The 20771-nt window shown below is 63.7% G+C and carries 20 protein-coding genes; 12 read left to right on the top strand and 8 right to left on the bottom strand.

Going from position 1 to position 20771, the window contains the following annotated elements; translation table 11 throughout:
- Positions 1 to 33: 33 nt before the first annotated feature.
- Together ACK5L9_RS13195 and ACK5L9_RS13190 are read right to left on the bottom strand one after the other, a co-directional pair.
- Positions 34 to 1677 (bottom strand): AMP-binding protein, encoded by a 1644-nt coding sequence (locus ACK5L9_RS13195; protein ID WP_416911925.1) that lies wholly within the window; start codon positions 1675 to 1677, stop codon positions 34 to 36.
- A 131-nt stretch (positions 1678 to 1808) separates the two neighbouring features.
- The gene (locus tag ACK5L9_RS13190) at positions 1809 to 2603 is read right to left on the bottom strand and encodes an SDR family NAD(P)-dependent oxidoreductase (protein ID WP_416911924.1); all 795 of its coding nucleotides are present in this window, start codon (positions 2601 to 2603) and stop codon (positions 1809 to 1811) included.
- 87 nt (positions 2604 to 2690) lie between these two features.
- On the opposite strand from ACK5L9_RS13190, the gene ACK5L9_RS13185 reads away from it, so the two are divergent.
- The 8 genes from ACK5L9_RS13185 (at position 2691) to ACK5L9_RS13150 (ending at position 10198) form a co-directional block, all read left to right on the top strand.
- Complete coding sequence (locus ACK5L9_RS13185) at positions 2691 to 3092, top strand: VOC family protein (protein ID WP_416911922.1); 402 nt, start codon at positions 2691 to 2693, stop codon at positions 3090 to 3092.
- 42 nt (positions 3093 to 3134) lie between these two features.
- Positions 3135 to 4337 (top strand): ABC transporter substrate-binding protein, encoded by a 1203-nt coding sequence (locus tag ACK5L9_RS13180; protein ID WP_416911921.1) that lies wholly within the window; start codon positions 3135 to 3137, stop codon positions 4335 to 4337.
- Between the two features lie 22 nt (positions 4338 to 4359).
- Complete coding sequence (locus tag ACK5L9_RS13175) at positions 4360 to 5472, top strand: CaiB/BaiF CoA transferase family protein (RefSeq protein WP_416911920.1); 1113 nt, start codon at positions 4360 to 4362, stop codon at positions 5470 to 5472.
- Between the two features lie 148 nt (positions 5473 to 5620).
- Complete coding sequence (locus ACK5L9_RS13170; RefSeq protein WP_416911919.1) at positions 5621 to 6808, top strand: ABC transporter substrate-binding protein; 1188 nt, start codon at positions 5621 to 5623, stop codon at positions 6806 to 6808.
- A 57-nt stretch (positions 6809 to 6865) separates the two neighbouring features.
- Positions 6866 to 7618, top strand: coding sequence for an ABC transporter ATP-binding protein (locus ACK5L9_RS13165; protein WP_416911918.1), 753 nt, complete (start codon positions 6866 to 6868; stop codon positions 7616 to 7618).
- Complete coding sequence (locus ACK5L9_RS13160) at positions 7611 to 8303, top strand: ABC transporter ATP-binding protein (protein ID WP_416911917.1); 693 nt, start codon at positions 7611 to 7613, stop codon at positions 8301 to 8303. The genes ACK5L9_RS13165 and ACK5L9_RS13160 overlap by 8 nt, the downstream gene beginning before the upstream one ends.
- A 15-nt stretch (positions 8304 to 8318) precedes the next feature.
- Positions 8319 to 9200, top strand: a complete 882-nt coding sequence (locus ACK5L9_RS13155; RefSeq protein WP_416911916.1) for a branched-chain amino acid ABC transporter permease — start codon at positions 8319 to 8321, stop codon at positions 9198 to 9200.
- Positions 9197 to 10198, top strand: a complete 1002-nt coding sequence (locus ACK5L9_RS13150; protein WP_416911915.1) for a branched-chain amino acid ABC transporter permease — start codon at positions 9197 to 9199, stop codon at positions 10196 to 10198. The genes ACK5L9_RS13155 and ACK5L9_RS13150 overlap by 4 nt, the downstream gene beginning before the upstream one ends.
- A 9-nt stretch (positions 10199 to 10207) precedes the next feature.
- Here the strand turns inward: ACK5L9_RS13150 and ACK5L9_RS13145 are convergent, their stop codons facing one another.
- Positions 10208 to 11005, bottom strand: coding sequence for an enoyl-CoA hydratase/isomerase family protein (locus tag ACK5L9_RS13145; RefSeq protein WP_416911914.1), 798 nt, complete (start codon positions 11003 to 11005; stop codon positions 10208 to 10210).
- Positions 11006 to 11325: 320 nt separating this feature from the next.
- Here ACK5L9_RS13145 and ACK5L9_RS13140 point away from each other — a divergent pair, with 320 nt between their 5' ends.
- From ACK5L9_RS13140 to ACK5L9_RS13130, 3 genes are all read left to right on the top strand, one after another.
- Positions 11326 to 12117 (top strand): GH25 family lysozyme, encoded by a 792-nt coding sequence (locus tag ACK5L9_RS13140; RefSeq protein WP_416911913.1) that lies wholly within the window; start codon positions 11326 to 11328, stop codon positions 12115 to 12117.
- The gene (locus ACK5L9_RS13135) at positions 12117 to 12749 is read left to right on the top strand and encodes a type II CAAX prenyl endopeptidase Rce1 family protein (protein WP_416911912.1); all 633 of its coding nucleotides are present in this window, start codon (positions 12117 to 12119) and stop codon (positions 12747 to 12749) included. Before ACK5L9_RS13140 ends, ACK5L9_RS13135 begins: the two co-directional genes overlap by 1 nt.
- 182 nt (positions 12750 to 12931) lie before the next feature.
- Positions 12932 to 14023, top strand: coding sequence for an acyltransferase family protein (locus ACK5L9_RS13130; RefSeq protein ID WP_416911911.1), 1092 nt, complete (start codon positions 12932 to 12934; stop codon positions 14021 to 14023).
- Here ACK5L9_RS13130 and urtE read toward each other — a convergent pair.
- From urtE to urtA, 5 genes are all read right to left on the bottom strand, one after another.
- A complete protein-coding gene (gene urtE, locus ACK5L9_RS13125) occupies positions 13974 to 14681 on the bottom strand; it encodes an urea ABC transporter ATP-binding subunit UrtE (RefSeq protein ID WP_416911910.1) in 708 nt (235 codons plus the stop codon). The genes ACK5L9_RS13130 and urtE overlap by 50 nt on opposite strands.
- 1 nt (position 14682) lies before the next feature.
- On the bottom strand, positions 14683 to 15423 hold the full coding sequence (gene urtD / locus ACK5L9_RS13120) for an urea ABC transporter ATP-binding protein UrtD (protein WP_416911909.1): 741 nt from the start codon (positions 15421 to 15423) through the stop codon (positions 14683 to 14685).
- Entirely contained in the window at positions 15420 to 16655 is a 1236-nt protein-coding gene (gene urtC, locus ACK5L9_RS13115; RefSeq protein ID WP_416911908.1) for an urea ABC transporter permease subunit UrtC, read from the bottom strand. Before urtC ends, urtD begins: the two co-directional genes overlap by 4 nt.
- 3 nt (positions 16656 to 16658) lie before the next feature.
- A complete protein-coding gene (gene urtB, locus ACK5L9_RS13110; RefSeq protein WP_416911943.1) occupies positions 16659 to 18539 on the bottom strand; it encodes an urea ABC transporter permease subunit UrtB in 1881 nt (626 codons plus the stop codon).
- Positions 18540 to 18663: 124 nt separating this feature from the next.
- Positions 18664 to 19923, bottom strand: coding sequence for an urea ABC transporter substrate-binding protein (gene urtA, locus ACK5L9_RS13105; protein WP_416911942.1), 1260 nt, complete (start codon positions 19921 to 19923; stop codon positions 18664 to 18666).
- Between the two features lie 324 nt (positions 19924 to 20247).
- Between urtA and ACK5L9_RS13100 the strand changes: the two genes are divergently transcribed.
- The coding region (locus ACK5L9_RS13100) for a hypothetical protein (protein ID WP_416911907.1) at positions 20248 to 20771 on the top strand (524 nt) is incomplete at its 3' end.

Raw genomic sequence — 20771 nt, 5'->3', positions numbered from 1 at the left:
GTTTCCTTCCCTGTTTGTCCTGCGTGGCGCTGTTCAGGCGTCGGTGGTGACGTCCGAATATTTCGCCGCCTGCGCTTTAAGCTGGAATTTCTGGATCTTGCCCGAGGCAGTGCGCGGCATGGCCGCGATCACCTCGACCGCTTCGGGCCAGTATTGCCGGGCGACGCCCTTGTCCTGCATCCAGTCGCGCAGATCCTGCATCGCGAAATCGCCCTCGGTCAGCACCACGAAGGCGCAGCCCTTTTCGCCCAGCCGGGCATCGGGATAGCCGACAATGGCGGCGTCGGCGATGCGGGGGTGGCTGTACAGGACCGATTCGATCTCGACCACGGGGACGTTTTCGCCGCCGCGGATGATGATGTCCTTGGATCGTCCGTCGATGCGGATATAGCCATCGGCATTCATGAAGGCCAGATCGCCCGTGTCGAACCAGCCTTCGGGGCCGCGCCCGTCCAGGCCAGGCTTTCGGTAATAGCCCAGAAACTGCTGCGCGCCCCGGAAATACAGCCGCCCGGTTTCGCCCTGCGGCACCGGGTTCAGGTTTTCGTCGGCGATCAGCAGTTCCACGCCTTCCAGCGCGCGGCCATCGGTGGTTGCCGAATAGATATCGGCCTTTTCCGGCTCGGTCAGGCTGCCCGACAGCCCCTCGGTCATGCCCCATAGCGACGAGGCCCCAAGCCCCAGCAGCTTGCGCGCATTCTCGATCACCACCGGAGGGATCTGCGCGCCGCCGCACAGAAAGGTCCGCAGCGGCGGCTTTTCGGCACCCTCGGCCACCACCCGGCATATATCGGCCAGAAAGGGCGTCGCGCCGGGCATGTGGGTCGCCCCCTCGCGGACCATCATCCGCACCGCCGCCTCGGGTTCCCAGATATCCATCAGCACCATCGTGCCGCCGTAATAGAGCGTCTGGAACATCGCCGCCGCGTAGCCGGTCATGTGCCCGAAGGGCGTGCAGCCAAAGATCACCTCGCTATCGCCCAGCCCGAACCGCGCGCCAAGCGCCTTGGTGCAGGCGAACAGAGTGTTGAAGCAATGCATGACGCCCTTGGGTTCGCCCGTGGTGCCCGAGGTGTACATCAGCACCGCCATCTCGGCCGGATCGACCGGCGTTCCTTCGGTCGCCGGAACCGGTTCCGCGCCCGAACCCATCACCAGCCGGTCAAAGGACCGCGCGCCGCCATCCACCTTGATGACATGCTCCAGATGCGGCAATTCGGCCTGCAACTTGTCCAGCATCGGGCCATAGTCGAAATTGCGGAAATGGCTGGGGATCAGGATCGCCTTTGCGTCGGCAAAGCCCAGCATGAAGCGCAATTCGTGTTCGCGGAAGATATACATCAGCGGGTTGGGCACCGCGCCAACCCGCCCAAGCGCCAGCGCCGCCACGACAAATTCCCACCAGTTGGGCAGCATCAGCCCGACGACATCGCCGCGCCCGATGCCCATGGCGCGGAACGATCCGGCGGCCTGTGCCACGGCCTCGCCCAGTTCGGCATAGGTCATCACCCTGACCGGCGTGTCATATCCCGCATCCTGCCGATAGGCGATCACGGCCTTGCGGTCCGGATGCGCCTTGATGGCGGTCCCAAGCAGATCGTCGGGTGTCTTGTCCTGCCACCAGCCCGCATCGCGCATGGCTTGCTTGTGCGCCTCAAGATCGAACGCCTTCGCCATAACCCCTCCTCCCCAATGCTGCGATGCCGCGCCGTTCCTCCGCGTGCGTCATCGCCAATTACAGTAATCTAGATTATAATAAAACAACACATCATATTGCGGCCTGTCAAGCATTCCGGGCCGCGCCCGTCTCAGAAAACGAACCTGCCCGCCGGGTGGGTGGCCGAGATTCCGCCGTCCACCGGCAGAAGCTGGCCGTCCATATAGGCGGAATCGTCCGAGGCAAGGAACGCCGCGACTGCCGCCATATCCCTGACATGTCCGGGGCGTTGCAGAGGGGTCAACCGGCCCAGCCGATCCTCTTTTCCGGCCGAGCGCGCCCAGTCGAACATCGGCCTTGTCAGTCCGGTTTCAGTCAGCCCCGGCAGGATCGCGTTTACCCGGACATTACGGCCCGCATAGGCGCAGGCAGCAGTCATGGTCAGGTGGTTCACCGCAGCCTTGGCCGCACCATAAGCCTCGGTCCCGCCGCGCGCGCGCAGGCTGCCGGTGGACGAATTCAGGATGATCGACCCGCCGCCATGCGCGGCCATGTGGCGTCCCGCCAGCTTGCACGCGACAAAAGCGGTGATCACATTGTCGCCGAACATGGCCTGCCATTGCGCGACGGTCTGTTCCTCAAAGGGTGTGACGGAATCGGTGTTTCCGGCATTGGCAAAGAACACCTCAAGCCCGCCATGCCCGGCCACCATCCTGTCGATGGCCCCCTGTATCGCGGCCTCGTCGCGCGCATCGGCCACATGCGTCTCGCATGTGCCGCCTGCCGCGCGGACCAGTTCCGCGGTTTCGGCCAGCGGCGCCTCGCGCCGTCCGACCACCATGACGGTGGCCCCCTCTGCGGCAAAGCGCAGCGCGCTGGCGCGGCCTATGCCGCTGCCGCCGCCGGTGATGATGGCCCTGCGGCCCTGCAACCTGTCCATCGGCATGTCCTTCCCCCCTTGCATTTATCCGCGTTTATAGTACAGTACGCTAGATAAAAGTAAACTAGCGAGATTTATAGGTAAGGGGGGTGCATGACCGGTGCGCTGGACCATATCGGTATCTTCGTCGCCGATCTCGACGCGGCGATCCCGTTCTATCGCAGCCTGATCGATGCGGGCGATCCGGTGATCCGTGAGGTGCCCGAGCTTGGCCTGCGGCTTGCCTTTTTCACCCGGCAGGGCGGGGTGGCGGTCGAACTGGTCGAAGCATCGGGCAGGACCGAGATGCGCCACGGCGATGTGGTCGTCGCGCTGGAGGTCGATGACCTGCCTGCCGAAATCGCGCGGCTGGCTGCGGCGGGCATCAGGGTCCACCACCAGACGCCTACCGAAAACCTGCCCCTGCATCGCGGCTGGATCACCAAGGGCGACGGGCACGGCACCATCGTCGAACTGTGCCCAAGGGGCGATGTCACGCGCTTTGTGGCGGGCTGACCGCCCGGTACCGACCGGTTTCCATGGGAGGGAAGGAAAACCATGATCATCAACAGCATGACCCGCCGGGCTCTGACAGTCGCAACATTTTGCGCGGCGCTGCCTGCCATGGCGCAGGAACCGCCGGTCCGCATCGGCTATCTGTCCGACATGAGCGGCGCGGGCAGTTCCATCGGCGGCGCAAGCTCGTTCCCCGCCATCGAAATGGCCATCGAGGATTTCGGTGGCGAGGTTCTGGGCCGCAGCATTGATTATGTCAGCGCGGATCAGTTGAACAAACCCGATGTCGGGCTGGGCGTCGCGCGGGAATGGCTGGATCAGGGTGGTGTGACGATGATCCTTGACGCCAACAATTCCGCCGTCTCGCTGGCCGTGGGTGAGCTGACGGCACGGCGCAAGGTCATCTACATGTCGGGCGGATCAACCATGAAGCTGACGAACGAGGCCTGCAACCGCTATATGACGCAGTGGATTCCCGATACCTATGCCCTTGCGCATTCGCTGGCGAAACCCATCGTCGAGGGGGGCAATGACAAATGGTTCTTCATCGCCGTGGATTACGCCTTTGGCCATGATCTTGCCGCGCAGGGAAAGGCGGCGGTCGAGGCGGCGGGCGGGACGGTTCTGGGCGTGGCGCGGCATTCGCCGCAGACCAGCGACTATTCCGCGTTCCTGCTGGAGGCGCAGGCCAGCGGCGCGGATACCGTCGCACTGGCGACATTCGGATCCTACATGGTGAACCTGATCAAGCAGGCGAATGAATTCGGCATGGAGGTCAAGCTGGTGCCGTTCTTTCTGTCGCTTGAGGATATTCATTCGATCGGGTTGGACAACATGCATAACGTGACCGGCACCACCGCGTTCTACTGGGACCGCACCGATGCCAGCCGCGCCTGGAGCGCGCGCTATGAGGAACGCTTTGGCCGCCCCGCCACGTTCCTGAACGCGCAGCAATATTCCGCAGTGACGCATTACCTGAAATCCGTCGCGCAGGCCGGGACGACCGATGGCGATGCGGTTGCCGATGCGATGATGGAACTGGCGGTCGGGGACGCAACCGATATCTCGGCCGTCGTGCGCCCCGATGGCCGGGTGGCGCGCGACATGTATCTGATCGACGTCAAATCCCCGGCGGATTCGGTGGGCCAATGGGATCTGGCGCGGGTGGTGGCGACGGTGGACAAGGCCGATGCCAGCTTGCCGCTGGAACAAAGCACCTGTCCGCTGGTCACAGCCGGGGAATGATCGCAAGGCAGAGGGAAAAGACATGGCCGGTCCCTTGTCGGATGTGAAGATCGTGGAACTGGCGGGGCAGGGGCCTGCCCCCTTTGCTGCCGCGCTGCTGGCCGACTTCGGGGCCGATGTGGCAATCATCGACCGTCCGCCCGAAAGCGGCTGGCGGCCCGAGGTTCCGCGCGCCCATGATTTCTATAACCGCAACAAGCGGTCGGTGGCGCTGGATCTGAAAAGCGGCGCGGGGCAGGCGGCGGCGCGGGCGCTGGTGGCGCGTGCCGATATCCTGATCGAGGGCTTTCGCCCCGGTGTGGCCGAAAGGCTGGGTCTTGGACCTGACGAATGTCTGGGGCTGAATCCACGCCTGATCTATGGCCGGATGACCGGCTGGGGGCAGGATGGCCCCATGGCGCAAGAGGCGGGGCATGACATCAACTATCTGGCCCTGACCGGCGCGCTTTACGCCATCGGGCAGGCCGATTCCCCGCCGCCTCCGCCGCTGAACCTTGTGGCCGATCTGGGCGGCGGCGGCATGTTTCTGGTCGCTGGCCTGCTGATGGCGCTGCATCACGCGCGGGCGACCGGGCGCGGGCAGGTGGTCGATTGCGCCATGCTGGACGGCGTGTCTCAACTGATGTCCGCCTTTCACGCCTTTCGCCAGCAAGGCGGCTGGAGCCAGCGCCGTCAGGACAATATCGTCGATGGCGGCGCGCCGTATTTCTGCACCTACCAGACCAGCGACGGGCAATATGTCGCGGTCGGCGCGATGGAGCCGCAATTCTACGCCAATCTGCTGGCGGCGATGGGGCTTGACCCGGCTACGCTGCCCGACCGCGATGACCGCGCCAACTGGCCCGTGCTGAGGGCGCGCTTTGCGCAGGTCTTTGCCTCGCGCACCCGCGCCGGATGGGAAACCGCAATGGCCGGGCGCGATGCCTGTTTCGCCCCCGTTCTCGGCATTGACGAGGCCCGCGCCCATCCGCAGATGACCGCGCGCGGGGTCTTTCGGCAGATGGCCGGGCAAAGCTGGCCCGCCCCCGCGCCGCGCCTGTCGCTGACTCCGGGGGAACTGCGCAACCCCGCGCCCGAACCCGGTGCCGACACCAGGGCCGTGCTGCGCGACTGGGGCGTTGAGGGCGATCTGTGACCGGCGCAAGATACGGTAGCGTATTTATTTCTTGGCAGATGGATTAAGATAAGCTACCGTACTGTAATTGGGCGGGCCACATGCGCTGGATGCCTGCCTGCAGCAGCGGCGAGGGGAAGCGCCGCGCATCATCAGGGGGAATGACAAGATGACGACAGTTTGGACCAGACTGGCAATACCGGCGATTGCGCTGTCGGTTGCCTGGCCCGCGCAGGCAGATGTGACCATCGGCTATCTGGCGGCGATGTCGGGGGCGCAGGCCGACATGTCGGGCGACGCCTCGCTGCATGCGGTGCGCATGGCCATCGAGGATTTCAACGGCGAGGTGAATGGCGAGCCGGTTCAGGTTCTGGTGGCCGATCACCTGGGCAAGCCCGATGCCGGGCTGGGGACCGCGCGCGAGTGGATCGACGAAAAGAACGTGAATTTGCTGTTCAACGTCGATAATTCCGCTGTGGCGCTGGCGGTCAGCGACCTGATCCGCGACAAGAACGTGTCGATGATGATGGGCGCATCGAACAGCAAGCTGATCAACGAAAAATGCGGCCCGCATCAGGCGATGATGCTGCTGGACAATTCCGCGCTGGCCCGCGCCGTGACCCTGCCGCAGGTCGAGGCGGGCGGGGACCGGTGGTTCTTCATCACCGTCGATTACGCCCTTGGCCATGACCTTCAGGCACAGGCCACCAAGGCCATCGAGGGCGCGGGCGGGCAGGTCGTCGGCGCGGTCATCCATTCGCCGCAGGCGACCGATTTCTCGTCCTTCCTGCTTGAGGCGATGAACAGTGGTGCCAGCAATATCGGCATGGCGACATTCGGGGCCTGGCAGAACACCATCTCGAAACAGGCACAGGAATTTGGCGTGACGGCCAGCCTGTCGCCCTTTTATCTGGCGATCACCGATATCAAGTCGGCAGGGCTGGACACGTTGCAGAACGTCACTGGCACGATTCAGTTCTATTGGGACGAAAACGACGCCACCCGCGCCTTTTCCGAAAGGTTCCGGCAGGGTTACAGTCGGCCGCCCAGCTTTACCAACGCCTATGCCTATGAATTCACCGCCCACTATCTGAAGGCGGTCGAGGCCACGGGCGGCACCGATGCCGATGCGATCCAGACATGGATGCAGGACAACCCGATGGCGCTGATCCGGGGCGGCACCGCGACCATCCGCAAGGACGGCTATACGCTGCGCGACGTGCTGTCCTATCGGACCAAGACACCGGCGGAAAGCAGCGGCGACTGGGATTTTCTGGAAATCACGGGAACGGTCCCGGCCGATCAGATTGCCCCGCCGCTTGAGGACAGCGCCTGTCCTTTGGTCGCGGATGGCTGAGCGCGGCGGCGGGGGCATGGCCCTGCCGGCCTATCCATCAGAACCGGGGAGGTACGGTTGACACGCACGGCATTGGAAGTGCGGGGCATCACGAAAAGTTTCGGCGCGTTCAAGGCTGTGGACGGGGTCGATCTGGATGTCGCCGAGGGGGAAATCCACGCCCTGATCGGGCCCAACGGCGCGGGAAAGACCACATGTTTCAACCTGCTGACGGGCGATCTGCCGCTCAGCTCGGGCAGCATCCGGTTGTATGACGAGACGATTTCGGGCCTGCCGATGGACCGGATCGCCCGCAAGGGGCTGGTACGATCCTATCAGATTTCGTCGATCTTTCCCGATTTTACCGCGCTGAACAATGTCCGCTTTGCGCTGCAACATGAACGGCGCAGCAATTTCGATTTCTGGCGATCCGAAACGCGGCTGAACCGGCTGAATGCCCGCGCCACTGCGCTGCTTGAGGATCTGGGTCTTGGCGACTGGGCCGCGACCCGTGCCGGCGATCTGCCCTATGGCCGCAAGCGCGCGCTGGAAATCGCGACGACCCTGGCGCTGAATCCAAAGGTGCTGCTGCTGGACGAGCCGACCAGCGGCATGGGCCGCGAGGACATCGGCCGCGTGACCGGACTGATCCGCAAGGTTGCCAAAGGGCGCACGGTGCTGATGGTGGAACACAACCTTCCGGTCGTTTCGGGCCTGTGCGACCGGGTCACGGTGCTGGCGCGCGGGCAGGTGATTTCCCGCGGCTCATATGATCAGGTCGCTGCCGATCCGCAGGTGATCGAGGCCTATCTGGGGGCGGCCCATGCTTGAGATTGCCGGACTGAACGCCTGGTACGGCGAAAGCCACGTCCTGCACGGGCTGGACATGTCCATCCCCGAGGGCCGGGTCGTGTCGCTGCTGGGGCGCAACGGCGCGGGCAAGACCACGACCATGCGCGCCATCATGGGCCTGATGGACCGGGCCGAGGGCAGCATCGCCCTGCATGGCGAAAACCTGCTGCGCCTGCGCCCCGACCAGATCGCCCGGCGCGGCATCGCCCTGTGCCCCGAGGATCGCGGCATCTTTCCGTCGCTGACCGTATCGGAAAACCTGTTCCTGCCGCCCGTCATTGCCAGCGGCGGCATGAGCATCGAACATCTTTACGACCTGTTTCCCAATATCCGCGAACGCGGTTCCAGCCGGGGGACGCAGCTTTCCGGGGGCGAACAACAGATGCTGGCCATTGCGCGGATCCTGCGCACCGGCGCGCGGGTGCTGTTGCTGGACGAACCGACCGAGGGGCTGGCCCCGGTCATCGTCCAGCAGATCGCCCGCACCATCGCCGGGATCAAGGATCTTGGCTATACGGTGCTGCTGGTCGAACAGAATGCCCATTTCGTCGAGGGACTGGCCGATATTCACTATCTGATCGAGAACGGTGCCATCGTGGACCGGATGGAGGCAGCAGAATTCGCCGCCAATATCGCCCGCGTGGACCGGTTGCTGGGCGTCTGAGGGGGGGACGGTGCCATGCTGACGGATATCAACATCAACCTGCTGATCGGGCAGATGGTGCTGGGGCTGGTGAACGGGGTGTTCTACGCCATCCTGTCGCTGGGGCTGGCCATCATCTTTGGCCTGCTGGGGGTGATCAATTTCGCGCACGGGGTGTTCTTCATGCTGGGTGCCTTTGTGGCCTATATGCTGGGGCAGACCCTGGGCATCGGCTATTGGGGCGCGCTGGTTCTGGCGCCGCTGATCATCGGCGCGCTGGGGCTGGTGGTCGAGATGCTGCTGATCCGCCATCTCTACAAGCTGGATCATCTTTACGGGCTGTTGCTGACACTGGGCCTGGCGCTGTTTGCCGAAGGCTTTATCCGCATCGTCTTTGGCCCTCAGGGTCTGCCCTATGCCATCCCGCCCAGCCTGCGCGGTGCGGTCAATCTGGGGTTCATGTTCATGCCGCTTTACCGGGTCTGGGTGGTGGCGGCGGGCGTGGTGCTGTGCCTTGCCACATGGGCGGTGATCGAACTGACGCCGCTGGGGGCCAAGCTGCGCGCGGCCACCGACAACCCGAAGATGGTGCAGGCCTTCGGCATCAATGTGCCGGTCATGCTGACCCTGACCTATGGCGCGGGGGTGGCGTTGGCGGCCCTTGGCGGGGTGATGGCCGCGCCGATCATGTCGGTCGATCCGGCGATGGGCACGAATATCGTGATCGTGGTCTTTGCCGTGGTGGTGATCGGCGGCATGGGCTCGATCATGGGGTCCATCCTCACCGGCCTGGGCCTTGGCCTGCTGGAGGGGCTGACCAAGGCCGTCATTCCCGAGGCCTCGTCCACGGTGATCTTTGTCATGATGGTCGTGGTGCTGATCCTGCGCCCACGCGGTCTGTTCGGGAAAATGGCATGAGCGACGCGGAAACCCACAGTCAACCCGAAGGAGGCCGGCCCGTGGTCGATCAAGGCAAGTTCCACATCCCCGGCTTTACCCCGGCGCGTTCAGTGCTGTTTGTGATCTTTGCGGCTGCGGTGGTGCTGTCGCCCATGGTGCTGTACCCGATTTTCCTGATGAAGATCTATTGCTTCATCATCTTCGCCTGCGCCTATAACCTGCTTCTGGGCTATACCGGACTGATGAGCTTTGGCCACGCGGCATTCTTTGGCATGGGTGCCTATCTTTGCGGTCATGCCGCGACGCAATGGGGCCTGCCCTTCGAATTGTCGGTGCTGGCCGGAACCGCCTTTGCCGCGCTGCTGGGGGCGGTATTCGGCTGGATCGCGATCCGGCGGCAGGGGCTTTATTTCGCGATGATCACGCTGGCGCTGGCCCAGATGGTCTATTTCATCGCGCTGAAGGCCCCCTTTACCGGGGGAGAGGATGGAATCCAGTCGGTGCCGCGCGGGACATTGCTGGGGATCGTCGATCTGCGCAGTGACCGGGCACTTTACTGGATGATGGCGGTGATCGTGCTGGCGGTGCTGGCGCTGTATAACCGCATCGTGCATTCGCCCTTTGGCCAGGTGCTGCGGGCAATCCGCAACAATGCCGAAAGGGCGAAATCGCTGGGTTACGCGGTGGATCGCTACAAGCTGGTCTCGTTCATCATCTCGGCGGCACTGTCGGGCTTTGCGGCCTCGCTGAAAACGGTGATCTTCGGCATCGCGACACTGACCGACGTGTCGGTCACAGCCACCACCGAGGTGGTGCTGATCACCCTTGTCGGCGGTATCGGTACGATCTTTGGACCGGTGGCGGGCAGCTATCTCGTGCTGGCGCTGGAACATTTCCTTGCGCCCTATGGCCCCTGGGTGCTGCTGATCCAGGGGGCGGTGTTCATGGGCTTTGTGCTGATCTTCCGGCAAGGGCTGGTCGGTGGCTTGCAGCGGCTGTGGAAACAGCACCTGTGACCGTAACGCCTAACGCCCCCGGAACGCGGGCTTGCGGCGTTCGGCAAAGGCGGTCAGCCCCTCCCATGCGTCATCGGTCGCGGCCAGTCGGGCCAGCGCCTGAGCCTCGTGCTCAAGCTGGGCCTCAAGCGTTTCGGTCCGCGCGCTGAGGATGCTGCGCCTGATCGCCCCATAGGCCAGCGTCGGCCCCGTCGCCAGGCTGCGCGCCTGCTTTTCGGCGGCAGCGGCCAGATCGTCGGGCGGCAGCACGAAATCCACCAGCCCCGCCGCCCCGGCCTGCGCGGCGTCCAGTGTTTCCGACAGCATCAGAAACCGCTTGGCGCGGGCCAGCCCCATGCGGTTCGACAGCGATACGGTCGAGCCGGAATCGGCGCAGAACCCGATCATCGAAAACGCCGCGCTGAACTGTACGCCCTCGGCGGCAAACACCACATCGGCCATGGCGATCAGCGAGACCGCGCCCCCTGCGGCGTCGCCATGCACCGCGCAAACCACCGGCGCATCCATGCGCTGCATCCGCGCGATGGCCATATGCAGATCCGAGGTCCAGCCGAGCACGATCGACGGCAGAGCATCGCGGTCGGCGATGAAACTGCGAATATCCCCTCCGACCGAAAAGAACCGCCCCTCGGCCCGGATCAGTACCGCGCGGATGTCGGCACGGGTCGCAAGGTCCACTGACAGCCGGTTCATGTCAGCGCAGAACGGCCCGTCGATGGGATTGCCGCGCTTGCCTTGCGTCAGCGTCACCTCTGCCAGCCCGTCCCCGATGCGGCAGGTCAGCGTATCCAGTGAAATGCTATCCATTCCGGTCCTCCCGTTTTTCTGAGTCTCCATTTTTGTACATATGCATATGATTAGCAAGAGTATGGTGAGGCATATTCTCATGTTCCGGCTGACGGGACAAGAGAGAGGGGGAAGCGGGGGTCCGGGGGGCGCAGCGCCCCCGGCTGCCGCGGGACGCAATTCATCCGGCGATTCCGTCACATCGCGCTTTCCGGCCTTGTCGCTGACGCGTTCGTGATTGCGAAGGGGCAATGACATTTCCTTGCCGCCTTGCAATAACCGCAGGGAAGCCGCGAAAATCACAAGCGGCACCACCATATCGAGCGGGCTTGAGGGCAGGAATGCACCACTTTACCAAGATACTTCTGGGGTTGATGCTGATCGTGACGGTTGCATGCTCGTCACATCGCCCGTCGCGCGGGGCCGCGCCGCGCTATGTCGGCGGGGCCGTGCCGCAACTGGGCGACAGCAAGCCGCATACCTGGCAAAGCGGACATCCCTACAATCATCAGGTCCATGGCATCGACATCTCGCGCTGGCAGGGGGATATCAACTGGGCGCGGGTGCGCGGCGCGGGCATCAGTTTTGCTTTCATCAAGGCGACCGAAGGCGGCGATCACAGCGATCCGGCCTTTCGCCGCTACTGGCGCGAGGCTGGGGCCGCCCGTATCCCGCGCGGTGCCTATCACTATTTCTACTTTTGCCGCAGCGGGGCAGAGCAGGCGCGCTGGTTCATCCGCAACGTGCCGCGTGAATTCGGCGCATTGCCGCCGGTCATGGATATCGAGTGGACCCGCTCGAAAACCTGTCCCGGACGCCCCGGCCCCGATGTCGTCAAGCGCGAGGCGAATGCCTTTCTGGACATTGTCGGGCGTCACTATGGCCAGCGGCCGATCATCTACACGACGGTCGATTTCTATCGTGACAACAGGCTTGGCGATCTGCGCGGCGAGTTTTGGCTGCGCTCGGTCGCGGATCACCCTTCCGCGCGCTATCCGGGGCAGCGTTGGGCATTCTGGCAATATACCGGCACCGGGCGGGTTCCGGGCATTTCGGGGGATGTCGATCTGAACGCCTTCGCGGGCAGTTCGACCGATTGGGCAAGATGGCTGTCGCTTCGCCTGACACGGTGATGTCTCGCTGGCTGCTGCTGGCCGAGTTCGCGGCGCTCTATATCGGGGCGCCGCTGGCCATCGCGCTGTTTTTGCCACCCCGGCGCATGTTCACGGCGCTGTTTTTGCTGACGCTGGCGGGGTTGATCCTGCTGTGGCGCACCGGAGGCTTTGACTGGCGCAGCCTGATTCTGGGCAGGCGCATCCCCTGGCAAGAGGTTGCCGGCATCGCCCTTGCCGTTCTGGCGATTGGCAGCGTGATCCTGTGGATCGTCCGCCCCGAGGTGCTGTTCAACCTGCCATTGCGGCAACCGCGCCTGCTGCTGTTCATCTGGTGTCTTTACCCGCTGCTGTCGGCCTTGCCGCAAGAACTGATCTTCCGGCCGCTGTTCTTTCACCGCTATGCGGCGCTGCTGCCCTCGGGGCGGGCGGCCATCGCGTTGAATGCGGTGGTCTTTTCCTTTGCCCATCTGATGTACTGGTCCTGGGTCGTGGCGCTTCTGACCTTTCTGGGAGGCTGGGCTTTTGCCCGCGCCTATCTGCGCCACGGCTTTCCGGCGGCATGGCTGCTGCATGCGGTGGCGGGCAACATGCTGTTTGCTGTGGGCATGGGGTATTATTTTTACAGCGGCAATGTCGTGCGGCCGTTTTAGGCGGGACCGCCGGCAGCCGTATCGTCACCATCCTTTCCAGTGCGCAAGTTGACATGCACCCGCATGCGCACCGGCGGGATGAACATTTATTTGCTTGCACATATGTGGCGTTTAGTGGATTTTAACCATTTGATCGGAAATAGTAATGTCTGAGCTATTTCTGTTTTCTGATGGTGACTCTTATGACTGTGCGACGCCGCGACGGCTATATTCATGAATTCGACGGGGTGCGTGCGCTAAGCATTCTGGCTGTACTGGCGGCACATCTTTTGCCGCTGGGGCCGGGGCAACTGGGGCTGAACCATGCGGCGGGCCTGCTGGGGATGAGCCTGTTTTTCGGCCTGTCCGGCTTTTTGATCACCAGCTTTCTTTATGACAACCCCGACAGGATCGCCGCGTTCTTCATTCGCCGCAGCGCAAGGATACTTCCCCTGCTGTGGCTTTATACGCTGATCGTTGCCGTCTTTATCCATGGCCGCTGGGACAGTTTCCTTGCCGTGCTGACATTCACGCTGAATTACCGCGATTCGCAGCTTGTGCCGGGCCTGTCGCATCTGTGGTCGATTTGCGTCGAGTTTCACTTTTATATCTTCATCGGGCTGACCGTATGGCTTTTCGGGCGGCGCGGGCTGTGGGTTATTCCGGTGGCGTTTCTGACCATTCTCGTTCTGCGGATCGACGCCGGGGCGACGTCAACGATCCGCACGCTGTACCGGGTGGACGAGATACTCGCCGGGGGGCTGCTTGCCCTGCTGTGGCATAATCGCGACCTGCCTGCGCTGGCCAGGCTGCGCGTGGTGATCGGCAAGGGATTCTGGCTGTGGGGCGGTCTTTTGCTGCTGTCCTGTCATCCGGTCTCGGGCGGGCTGATGTATTTCCGGCCACTGATGGGATTTCTGATGCTGGGGGCGGTGCTGGAACATGGCGAGGGTCCGGTCCGCAAATGTCTGCGCCTGCCGGTTCTGGCCTATATTGCCAGCATTTCCTATGCGCTTTACATCTGGCACCCGCTGTTCCGGCTTGGCTGGCTGGGGGAACGCGGCACGACTGTCATGTTCTATCTGGTCAAGCGGCCCATCGCGATTCTTTGCAGCTTTGCGCTGGCGCATCTGACGACCCGAACGATTGAGAAATATTTCATGGATCGGGGCAAGCAGCTTGAACGGCGGCTTGCCGACAGGTCGTCAGCGCCGGGCACCCCTGCGCAGCAGCCGGGGGATGCGCCTAGGCTGCGGCGTGCCCGGCCAGCCTTGCGTGCAGGTCTGCGCGGCTAAGATCGGCTTTCGGGCCTTGCATCACTGCGCGCCCGCGTTCCAGCACCAGAAATTCGTCGCCCAGATCCCAGGCAAAGTCGAAATACTGTTCGACCAGCACGATGGCCATCTCGCCCCGGTCGCGCAGCGCTGCGATGACGCGGCCGATCTGGGCGATGATATTTGGCTGGATGCCCTCGGTCGGTTCGTCCAGCACCAGCACGCGGGGTCTGGTGATCAGCGCGCGGGCGATGGCAAGCTGCTGCTGCTGCCCGCCCGACAGATCGCCGCCGCGACGATGGCTCATTTCGGCCAGCACCGGGAAATTCTCGAAAACCTCGTCGGGAATGCGGCGTTCGGCGCGAGGCAGGCAGGCGAATCCGGTCTCCATGTTTTCGCGCACGGTCAGCATCGGAAAGATCGCCCGGCCCTGCGGAACATAGCCCACGCCCATCCGCGCCATGGCCTGCGCGTTCAGTCGGCCCAGTTCCCTGCCGTCAAAGCGGACCGTCCCGCCGGAACGCGGATGCCGCCCGGCCAGCAGGTTCATCAGCGATGTCTTGCCCACGCCGTTATTGCCCATCACGCAGGTCACGACACCCGGTCGCGCCGCGATGTCGATACCGTAAAGGATTTGCGAGCCGCCATAGTGCAGCGTCAGATTGTTGGCTTCCAGCATGTCAGCGCCCCAGATAAACTTCGATGACTTCGGGATTACGGGTGACATGGTCCAGCGACCCCTCGGCCAGGACCGAGCCCTGATGCAGCACCGTCACCTTGCAATCCAGCCGCCGCACGAAATCCATGTCATGTTCGACGACCACCACGGCGCGGGTTTCGGCCAGCCGCCGCAGCAGGGTGGTGGTCTGTTCGCGTTCGGCCAGCGTCATGCCGGCGGCGGGTTCATCGACCAGCAGCAGGCGTGGTTCCTGTGCCAGCAGCATGCCGATTTCCAGCCATTGTTTCTGTCCGGGGCTCAGTTCGCCCGATTTGCGGTGGATCTGATCGGCAAGCCCGACTTCGGCGGCCAGTTCGGCCACGCGGTCCCCGGACGCCTTCGACGGCCGCCAGCGCAGCACCCCGAAAGGCCCGCGACTGGCCTTCAGCGCCATGGTCAGGTTGTCAAAGACGGTCTGATCCTCGAACACGGTCGGGCGCTGGAACTTGCGGCCGACACCTGCGCGGGCGATCTGCGCCTCGTTCATCTTCAGCAGCGACCGCGAGGTTTCGCCCCAGCGGACCTTGCCCTCATCGGGGCGGGTCTTGCCGGTGACGATGTCCATGAAGGTGGTCTTGCCCGCCCCGTTCGGGCCGATTACCGCCCGCAATTCGGCATCGCCGATATTGAAGGACAGGTTGTTGATCGCCCTGAACCCGTCAAAGCTGACCGAAACGCCGTCTACTTCCAGCAGGGCACTCATGCGCTGGCCTCCTGTTCCTGCAACGAGCCCTGATCCGGCCCCAGATCGCGGCCATGCCGCTGTGGCGGGCGCAATCCGCCCAGCCAGTCGAAAATGCCCGAGATCCCCTTGGGCGCCAGCAGCGTGACCAGCACGAAGGACAGCCCCAGCGCCACCTGCCACCAGTCCACCCATTTGACGGTATAGCCCGGCAGGTGCAGGTCGGGCGCGCGGCCCCCCGTGAACCAGCTTGACAGAAGCGAGATGACGACCGCGCCGATCACCGCGCCGTACAGCCGCCCGCGCCCGCCGATGGCCACCCAGACCGCCAGATAGATCGAGGCGATGGGGGCCAGTTCCGCCGGGTTGATGATGCCCGCCTGCGGGTAATACAGCGCGCCTGCGATGGCGGTGATCATTGCGGCCAGCGTAAAGACCACCAGCTTGAAGCCCTCGACCGGATAACCCAGGAACCTTACGCGGGTCTCGTCGTCGCGGATGGCGCGGATCACGCTGCCGAATTTGCCACTGACCACCCAGGCGGCCAGCACATAGCCCATGGCCAGCGCTGCCGCCGATGCCCAGAGAAACCAGATCGACAGCGTCGCCTGCGACACGCCGTCAAGGCCGGGGATGTTCTGCAACCCCGACAGGCCGTTATTGCCGCGAAAGCCGCTGTCATTCTGAAACAGCCACAGCGCCAGCGCCAGCGTCATCGCCTGCGTCAGGATCGACAGATAGACGCCATTCACCCGCGACCGGAAGGCCAGCCAGCCAAAGACCAGCGCCAGAAGCCCCGGCACCGCCAGCACCAGCACAAGCTGCCATGTCAGGCTGTGGGCAAAGGACCAGACCAGCGGCAGGTCGGCGGAACCGACCACGCCGAAAATCTGGTTGGCGACGGCCTCTTGCAGCTCGGCCGGGGTGGGCGGGATCGGGGCATTCGCCAGCGAGGCAGCGACGATATCCTCGGTCCGGGCATACATCAGCCATTGCCCGATCATGTATCCGCCAAGCGCAAAGAACGCCATCTGCCCCAGTGACAGGATGCCCAGATAGCCCCAGACCAGATCCATCGCCACGGCGGCCAGCGCCAGGCACAGCGTCTTGCCAAGCACCTTGACGGTCGAGGTCGGGATCGCGCCCGAGCCATAGGCATGGCTCATGGCCGTGACGACAGCGGTAAAGACCGCCAGCACCGCCAGCACGATCAGGATCGAGGGATTGCGCAGGATAAAGGGTTTGCGGTTCATGTCTTACGCCTCTGCTGCGCGGCCCTTTTGCGGGATGATTCCACGCGGCCGGAACTGAATAAAGATGATGATGAACAGGATCATGAAGGTCTGTGCCGCCAGCGTGTTCGAGGGGTTCAGCGATTCGATCACCTTGGACAGGATGCCTATCAGCCCGGCCCCCGCCAGCGTGCCCCAGATATAGCCGACACCGCCGACAACCACCGTCATGAAGCTTTGCACGATGTAGTCCTGTCCCAGCTCGGACGTGACCTTGGCGAACAGGCCGATGGCCACGCCGGCGATGCCCGCGATGCCCGAGCCGAGGCCAAAGGTCATCATCGCGATGCGGTCGGGATTGATGCCCATGCTGGATGACATGCCGGGGTTCTGCGTTACCGCACGAACCTCCAGCCCCAGCCGCGTGCGCTTCATGATGAACAGGAACAGCGCCAGAAACAGCAGCGCCAGCACAAAGATCGCCACCCGGATGGTCGAGATCGAGATCACGTCATTGACGGTGATCGCGCCGTCCAGCCATGCGGGGGCGGTCAAGGGCCGGGCCTGCGTGCCGAACACGTTCTTGGCGATCTGTTGCAGCGCGATGGACACCCCGAACGTCGCCAGCAGCGTTTCCAGCGGGCGGTTCGCCAGATGGCGGATGACCAGCCGGTACAGCACCACGCCCGCCGCGAAGGTCACGGCGAATGCGGCGGGCAGCGCCACGATCAGCGACAGCGTGCGATCGGCGATCATCGTCTGGGTGACATAGCCGGTATAGGCCCCCATCATGATGAATTCGCCATGCGCCATGTTGATCACGCGCATCACGCCAAAGGTGATGGCCAGCCCGATGGCCGCGAGGAAATAAATCGAGGCCAGCGACAGCGCGTCCAGCCCCAGATCGACGCCCTTCATCAGGATCAGCCGCGTTTCGGCACCCCGGCGCGCGGCGCTGGCGGCGTCGGTGACGGAACTGTCACTTTCGGCATAGATATCGAAATAGCGGTTGGCGTCGATGGCGGCCTGCGCCTCGGCCTCGGTCGCGGCGGGGGTGACGGTGCCTGCCGCCTCCAGCGCCTCATAGGCGCGGTCACGGGCGGCAGGGTCGTCCAGATCGGCCACAGCAACACCGCCAACCCGGCCACTAGCAAGATTGGCGATCAGGATGTCGCGCTGCGCCGCCGGGGTCAGGCGGGGCTGCGCGCTGCCATTGGCCTTGAGCAGGTCATAGGCGGCTTCGCGCGACAATCGCTCATTTCCCGGTTTGATCTCGCGGGCGATATTTGCGCCTGCGGGTTCCTGCGGCGCGGCGACCAGCGAGGTTGCCAGCAACGGGTTCAGCGCGGCGCGGAAATCCAGCCCGACATCGCCGCTGAGTTCCTGGATCGCTGCGACACGCGCGGCGGGGTCGTTGTCGAACTGAATGGTCAGCAGCTTTTCCAACCGGTCCCGGCGCGCCTGAAATGCCGGGTCGGGATCGGGGGCGGCGGCCCGCAGCGCGGCCAGATGATCGGCACTGCCATCGCGCGCGATACTGTCCAGCGCGGCGGCCCGCCGCCGTGGGTCGGGGTCGGAAATCTGCCCCGCCACCAGCGCCGCTTCGATCACACCGCGCACGCCCGAATTGGGGCGCAGCATTTTCGGATCGGATCCGCTGACCGCAGCGCCTGTCGCCGCATCGGTTACGCTGTCGCCATCGATGATCACCAGCCGCCCGTCGCCGGTCTGCCCAAGCCGCCGGTCTGCCCATGCCGAAAGCAGCGCCAGCCCCTCGGGGCCGGTTGCCGCGATTTCAGCCACCAGCGGCCCGACCGTCCGCCGCGAGGGTTTGGCGATCTGGTCCAGATGATCGGTGATCACCGTCTCAAGCTGCGGATTGGCCAGCGCGGGCGGGGCGGGCATCAGCAGACTGACCAGCAGGGCGATGACAAGGAAAGGGCGGAACAAGGCGCGTTTTTGACGTGTCACGATGGCATATCCCTGATTGTTGCCGGGGGCGGGCGCGCCGCCCCCTACCGTCTGCGGATCAATAGTTCGACTGAACCTGCACGCAGGTGCCCGTCCCGGTGTTGAACATGCCGCAGCTTTTGCCCGGCCAGTCGGCATCCAGCACCGCGCTTTCGGGAAGGAAATCGGTCCAGGCGTCGCCGGAAACGGGCTCGGTCTCGCTGACAATGTCGAACTGCCCGTCCTCGCGGATTTCACCGATCAGCACCGGCTTGGTGATGTGGTGATTGGGCAGGACGGTGGCGGTCGTGCCGGTCAGGTTCGGAACTTCGACCCCGACAATCGCCTCAAGTACCGGATCGACATCGGTCGTGCCGGCCTTTTCCACCGCCGCGACCCAGGCGTTGAAGCCGATCATCGTGGCCTCCATCGGGTCATTGGTGACGCGGCTGTCATCGCCGGTGAATTTGTGCCATTCAGAGATGAAGACCTCGTTTTCCGGCGTCTCGGCTGTTTCGAAATAGTTCCATGCGGCCAGATGCCCAACCAGATTGGCGGTATCCAGACCGGCAAGTTCCTCTTCTCCGACCGAAAACGCCATGACCGGAATGTCGTCGGCACTGACGCCCGCCGCCGCCAGTTCCTTGTAAAAGCCGACATTCGCGTCGCCATTGATGGTCGAGACGACGCCCACCATCTTGCCATCCGCACCAAGGGCCACGACATCCGACACGATCTTGGACCAGTCGGAATGGCCGAAGGGCGTATAATTCACGAAAATATCGCTTTCGGCGACGCCCTTGTCCTTGAGATAGGCCGTGAGGATATTGTTCGTGGTGCGCGGATAGACATAGTCGGTCCCCAGCAGCGCCCATTTCTCGACGCCCAGTTCCTCCATCATGTAATCCACGGCCGGAATCGCCTGCTGGTTCGGCGCGGCACCGGTATAGATGACGTTTTTCGACGATTCCTCGCCCTCGTATTGCACCGGATAGAACAGCAACCCGTTCAGTTCCTCGATCACCGGCAGAACCGATTTGCGGGAAACCGAGGTCCAGCAGCCAAAGATCGCGTCCACCTCGCTGACGGTCAGCAATTCGCGCGCCTTTTCGGCGAACAATGGCCAGTCCGAGGCCGGATCGACCACCACCGCCTCGATCGGCCGGCCCAGCAGCCCGCCCTTGGCGTTCTGCTGCTCGACCATCATCAGGACAGTGTCCTTCAGCGTGGTTTCCGAAATCGCCATCGTGCCCGACAGCGAATGCAGCACGCCGATCCTGATCGGCTCGCCTTCCTGCGCTTGGGCGGTGCCTGACAGGGTGATCGCGCTGGTCAGCATCAGCGCCGTTGAGAGGTTTTTCATCGTTGCCCTTTCCCTCCGGCCCCGCCAGTCGCGGCGAAGCTGTTGTAACGGTTCGAAGGATTGCCTTCGCAGGTGCAGCAGAAACCGGCACAAGCGGAATGGACAGGATTAGGGCAGGTTTTAGACGGGCGGGCACGCCGTTGATGGAAAGACGGGCATATGGCCCGGATTTCGCCCGTAAAACGGGCAGCGCCAGCGCGGCCTTGCGGATTGGGTGGCCAACGACCCCAAAGCGCATGCGACATTGTGGTCGCGTCCACGCGGCTGCTAACCTGCGATCCGTAAAGAGAGGATGATCTGATGAGTTGGCAAACGGAATCGGTCGCGGCCTGGCAGGAATCGGTTCTTGATCTTGCGGATATGAAGGGCAGCGATCTGCTTTCCGGCGTGATCCACAAGATGCAACTGGTCCCGGCCATCGACGAATCCGGCACGTTCTCGGCGGCTGTTCACCATGGCGCGCTTGTCGCATCGGACGATTTCGTGCAGCCGGCACTGATGACGGCCATTGACGGAGATTTGACGGTTGCGGGAATGGTCACGACCGAAGGTGTCGAGGGGGGCGACGGCAATGCCACGCTTGTCGTCTTTGGTGATTTGCACTGCCGGTCTCTGGTCAATGACTGGGCCAGCATCGTCATCGTAACCGGTGATTGTATCGTTGAAGATTGGGTTTTTGCGGCACGAGAGGATTCGGCCTTCATCGTCGGCGGCGCGTTCAGAACACCCATATTCGTTGGCGCGGATATCTGGGTTTCCGTTGGCGGGGTGGTCGAAATCGAAACCGGTGACGGATACGCGGTCGCCTTGCGTCATGCCGGCGA

This window comes from Paracoccus sp. (in: a-proteobacteria) (genome assembly GCF_047973135.1).
In the GTDB taxonomy this organism is placed as follows: domain Bacteria; phylum Pseudomonadota; class Alphaproteobacteria; order Rhodobacterales; family Rhodobacteraceae; genus Paracoccus.
Note: the sequence above shows the minus strand (reverse complement) of the source record. Positions and strands in the feature narration are given on the sequence as shown.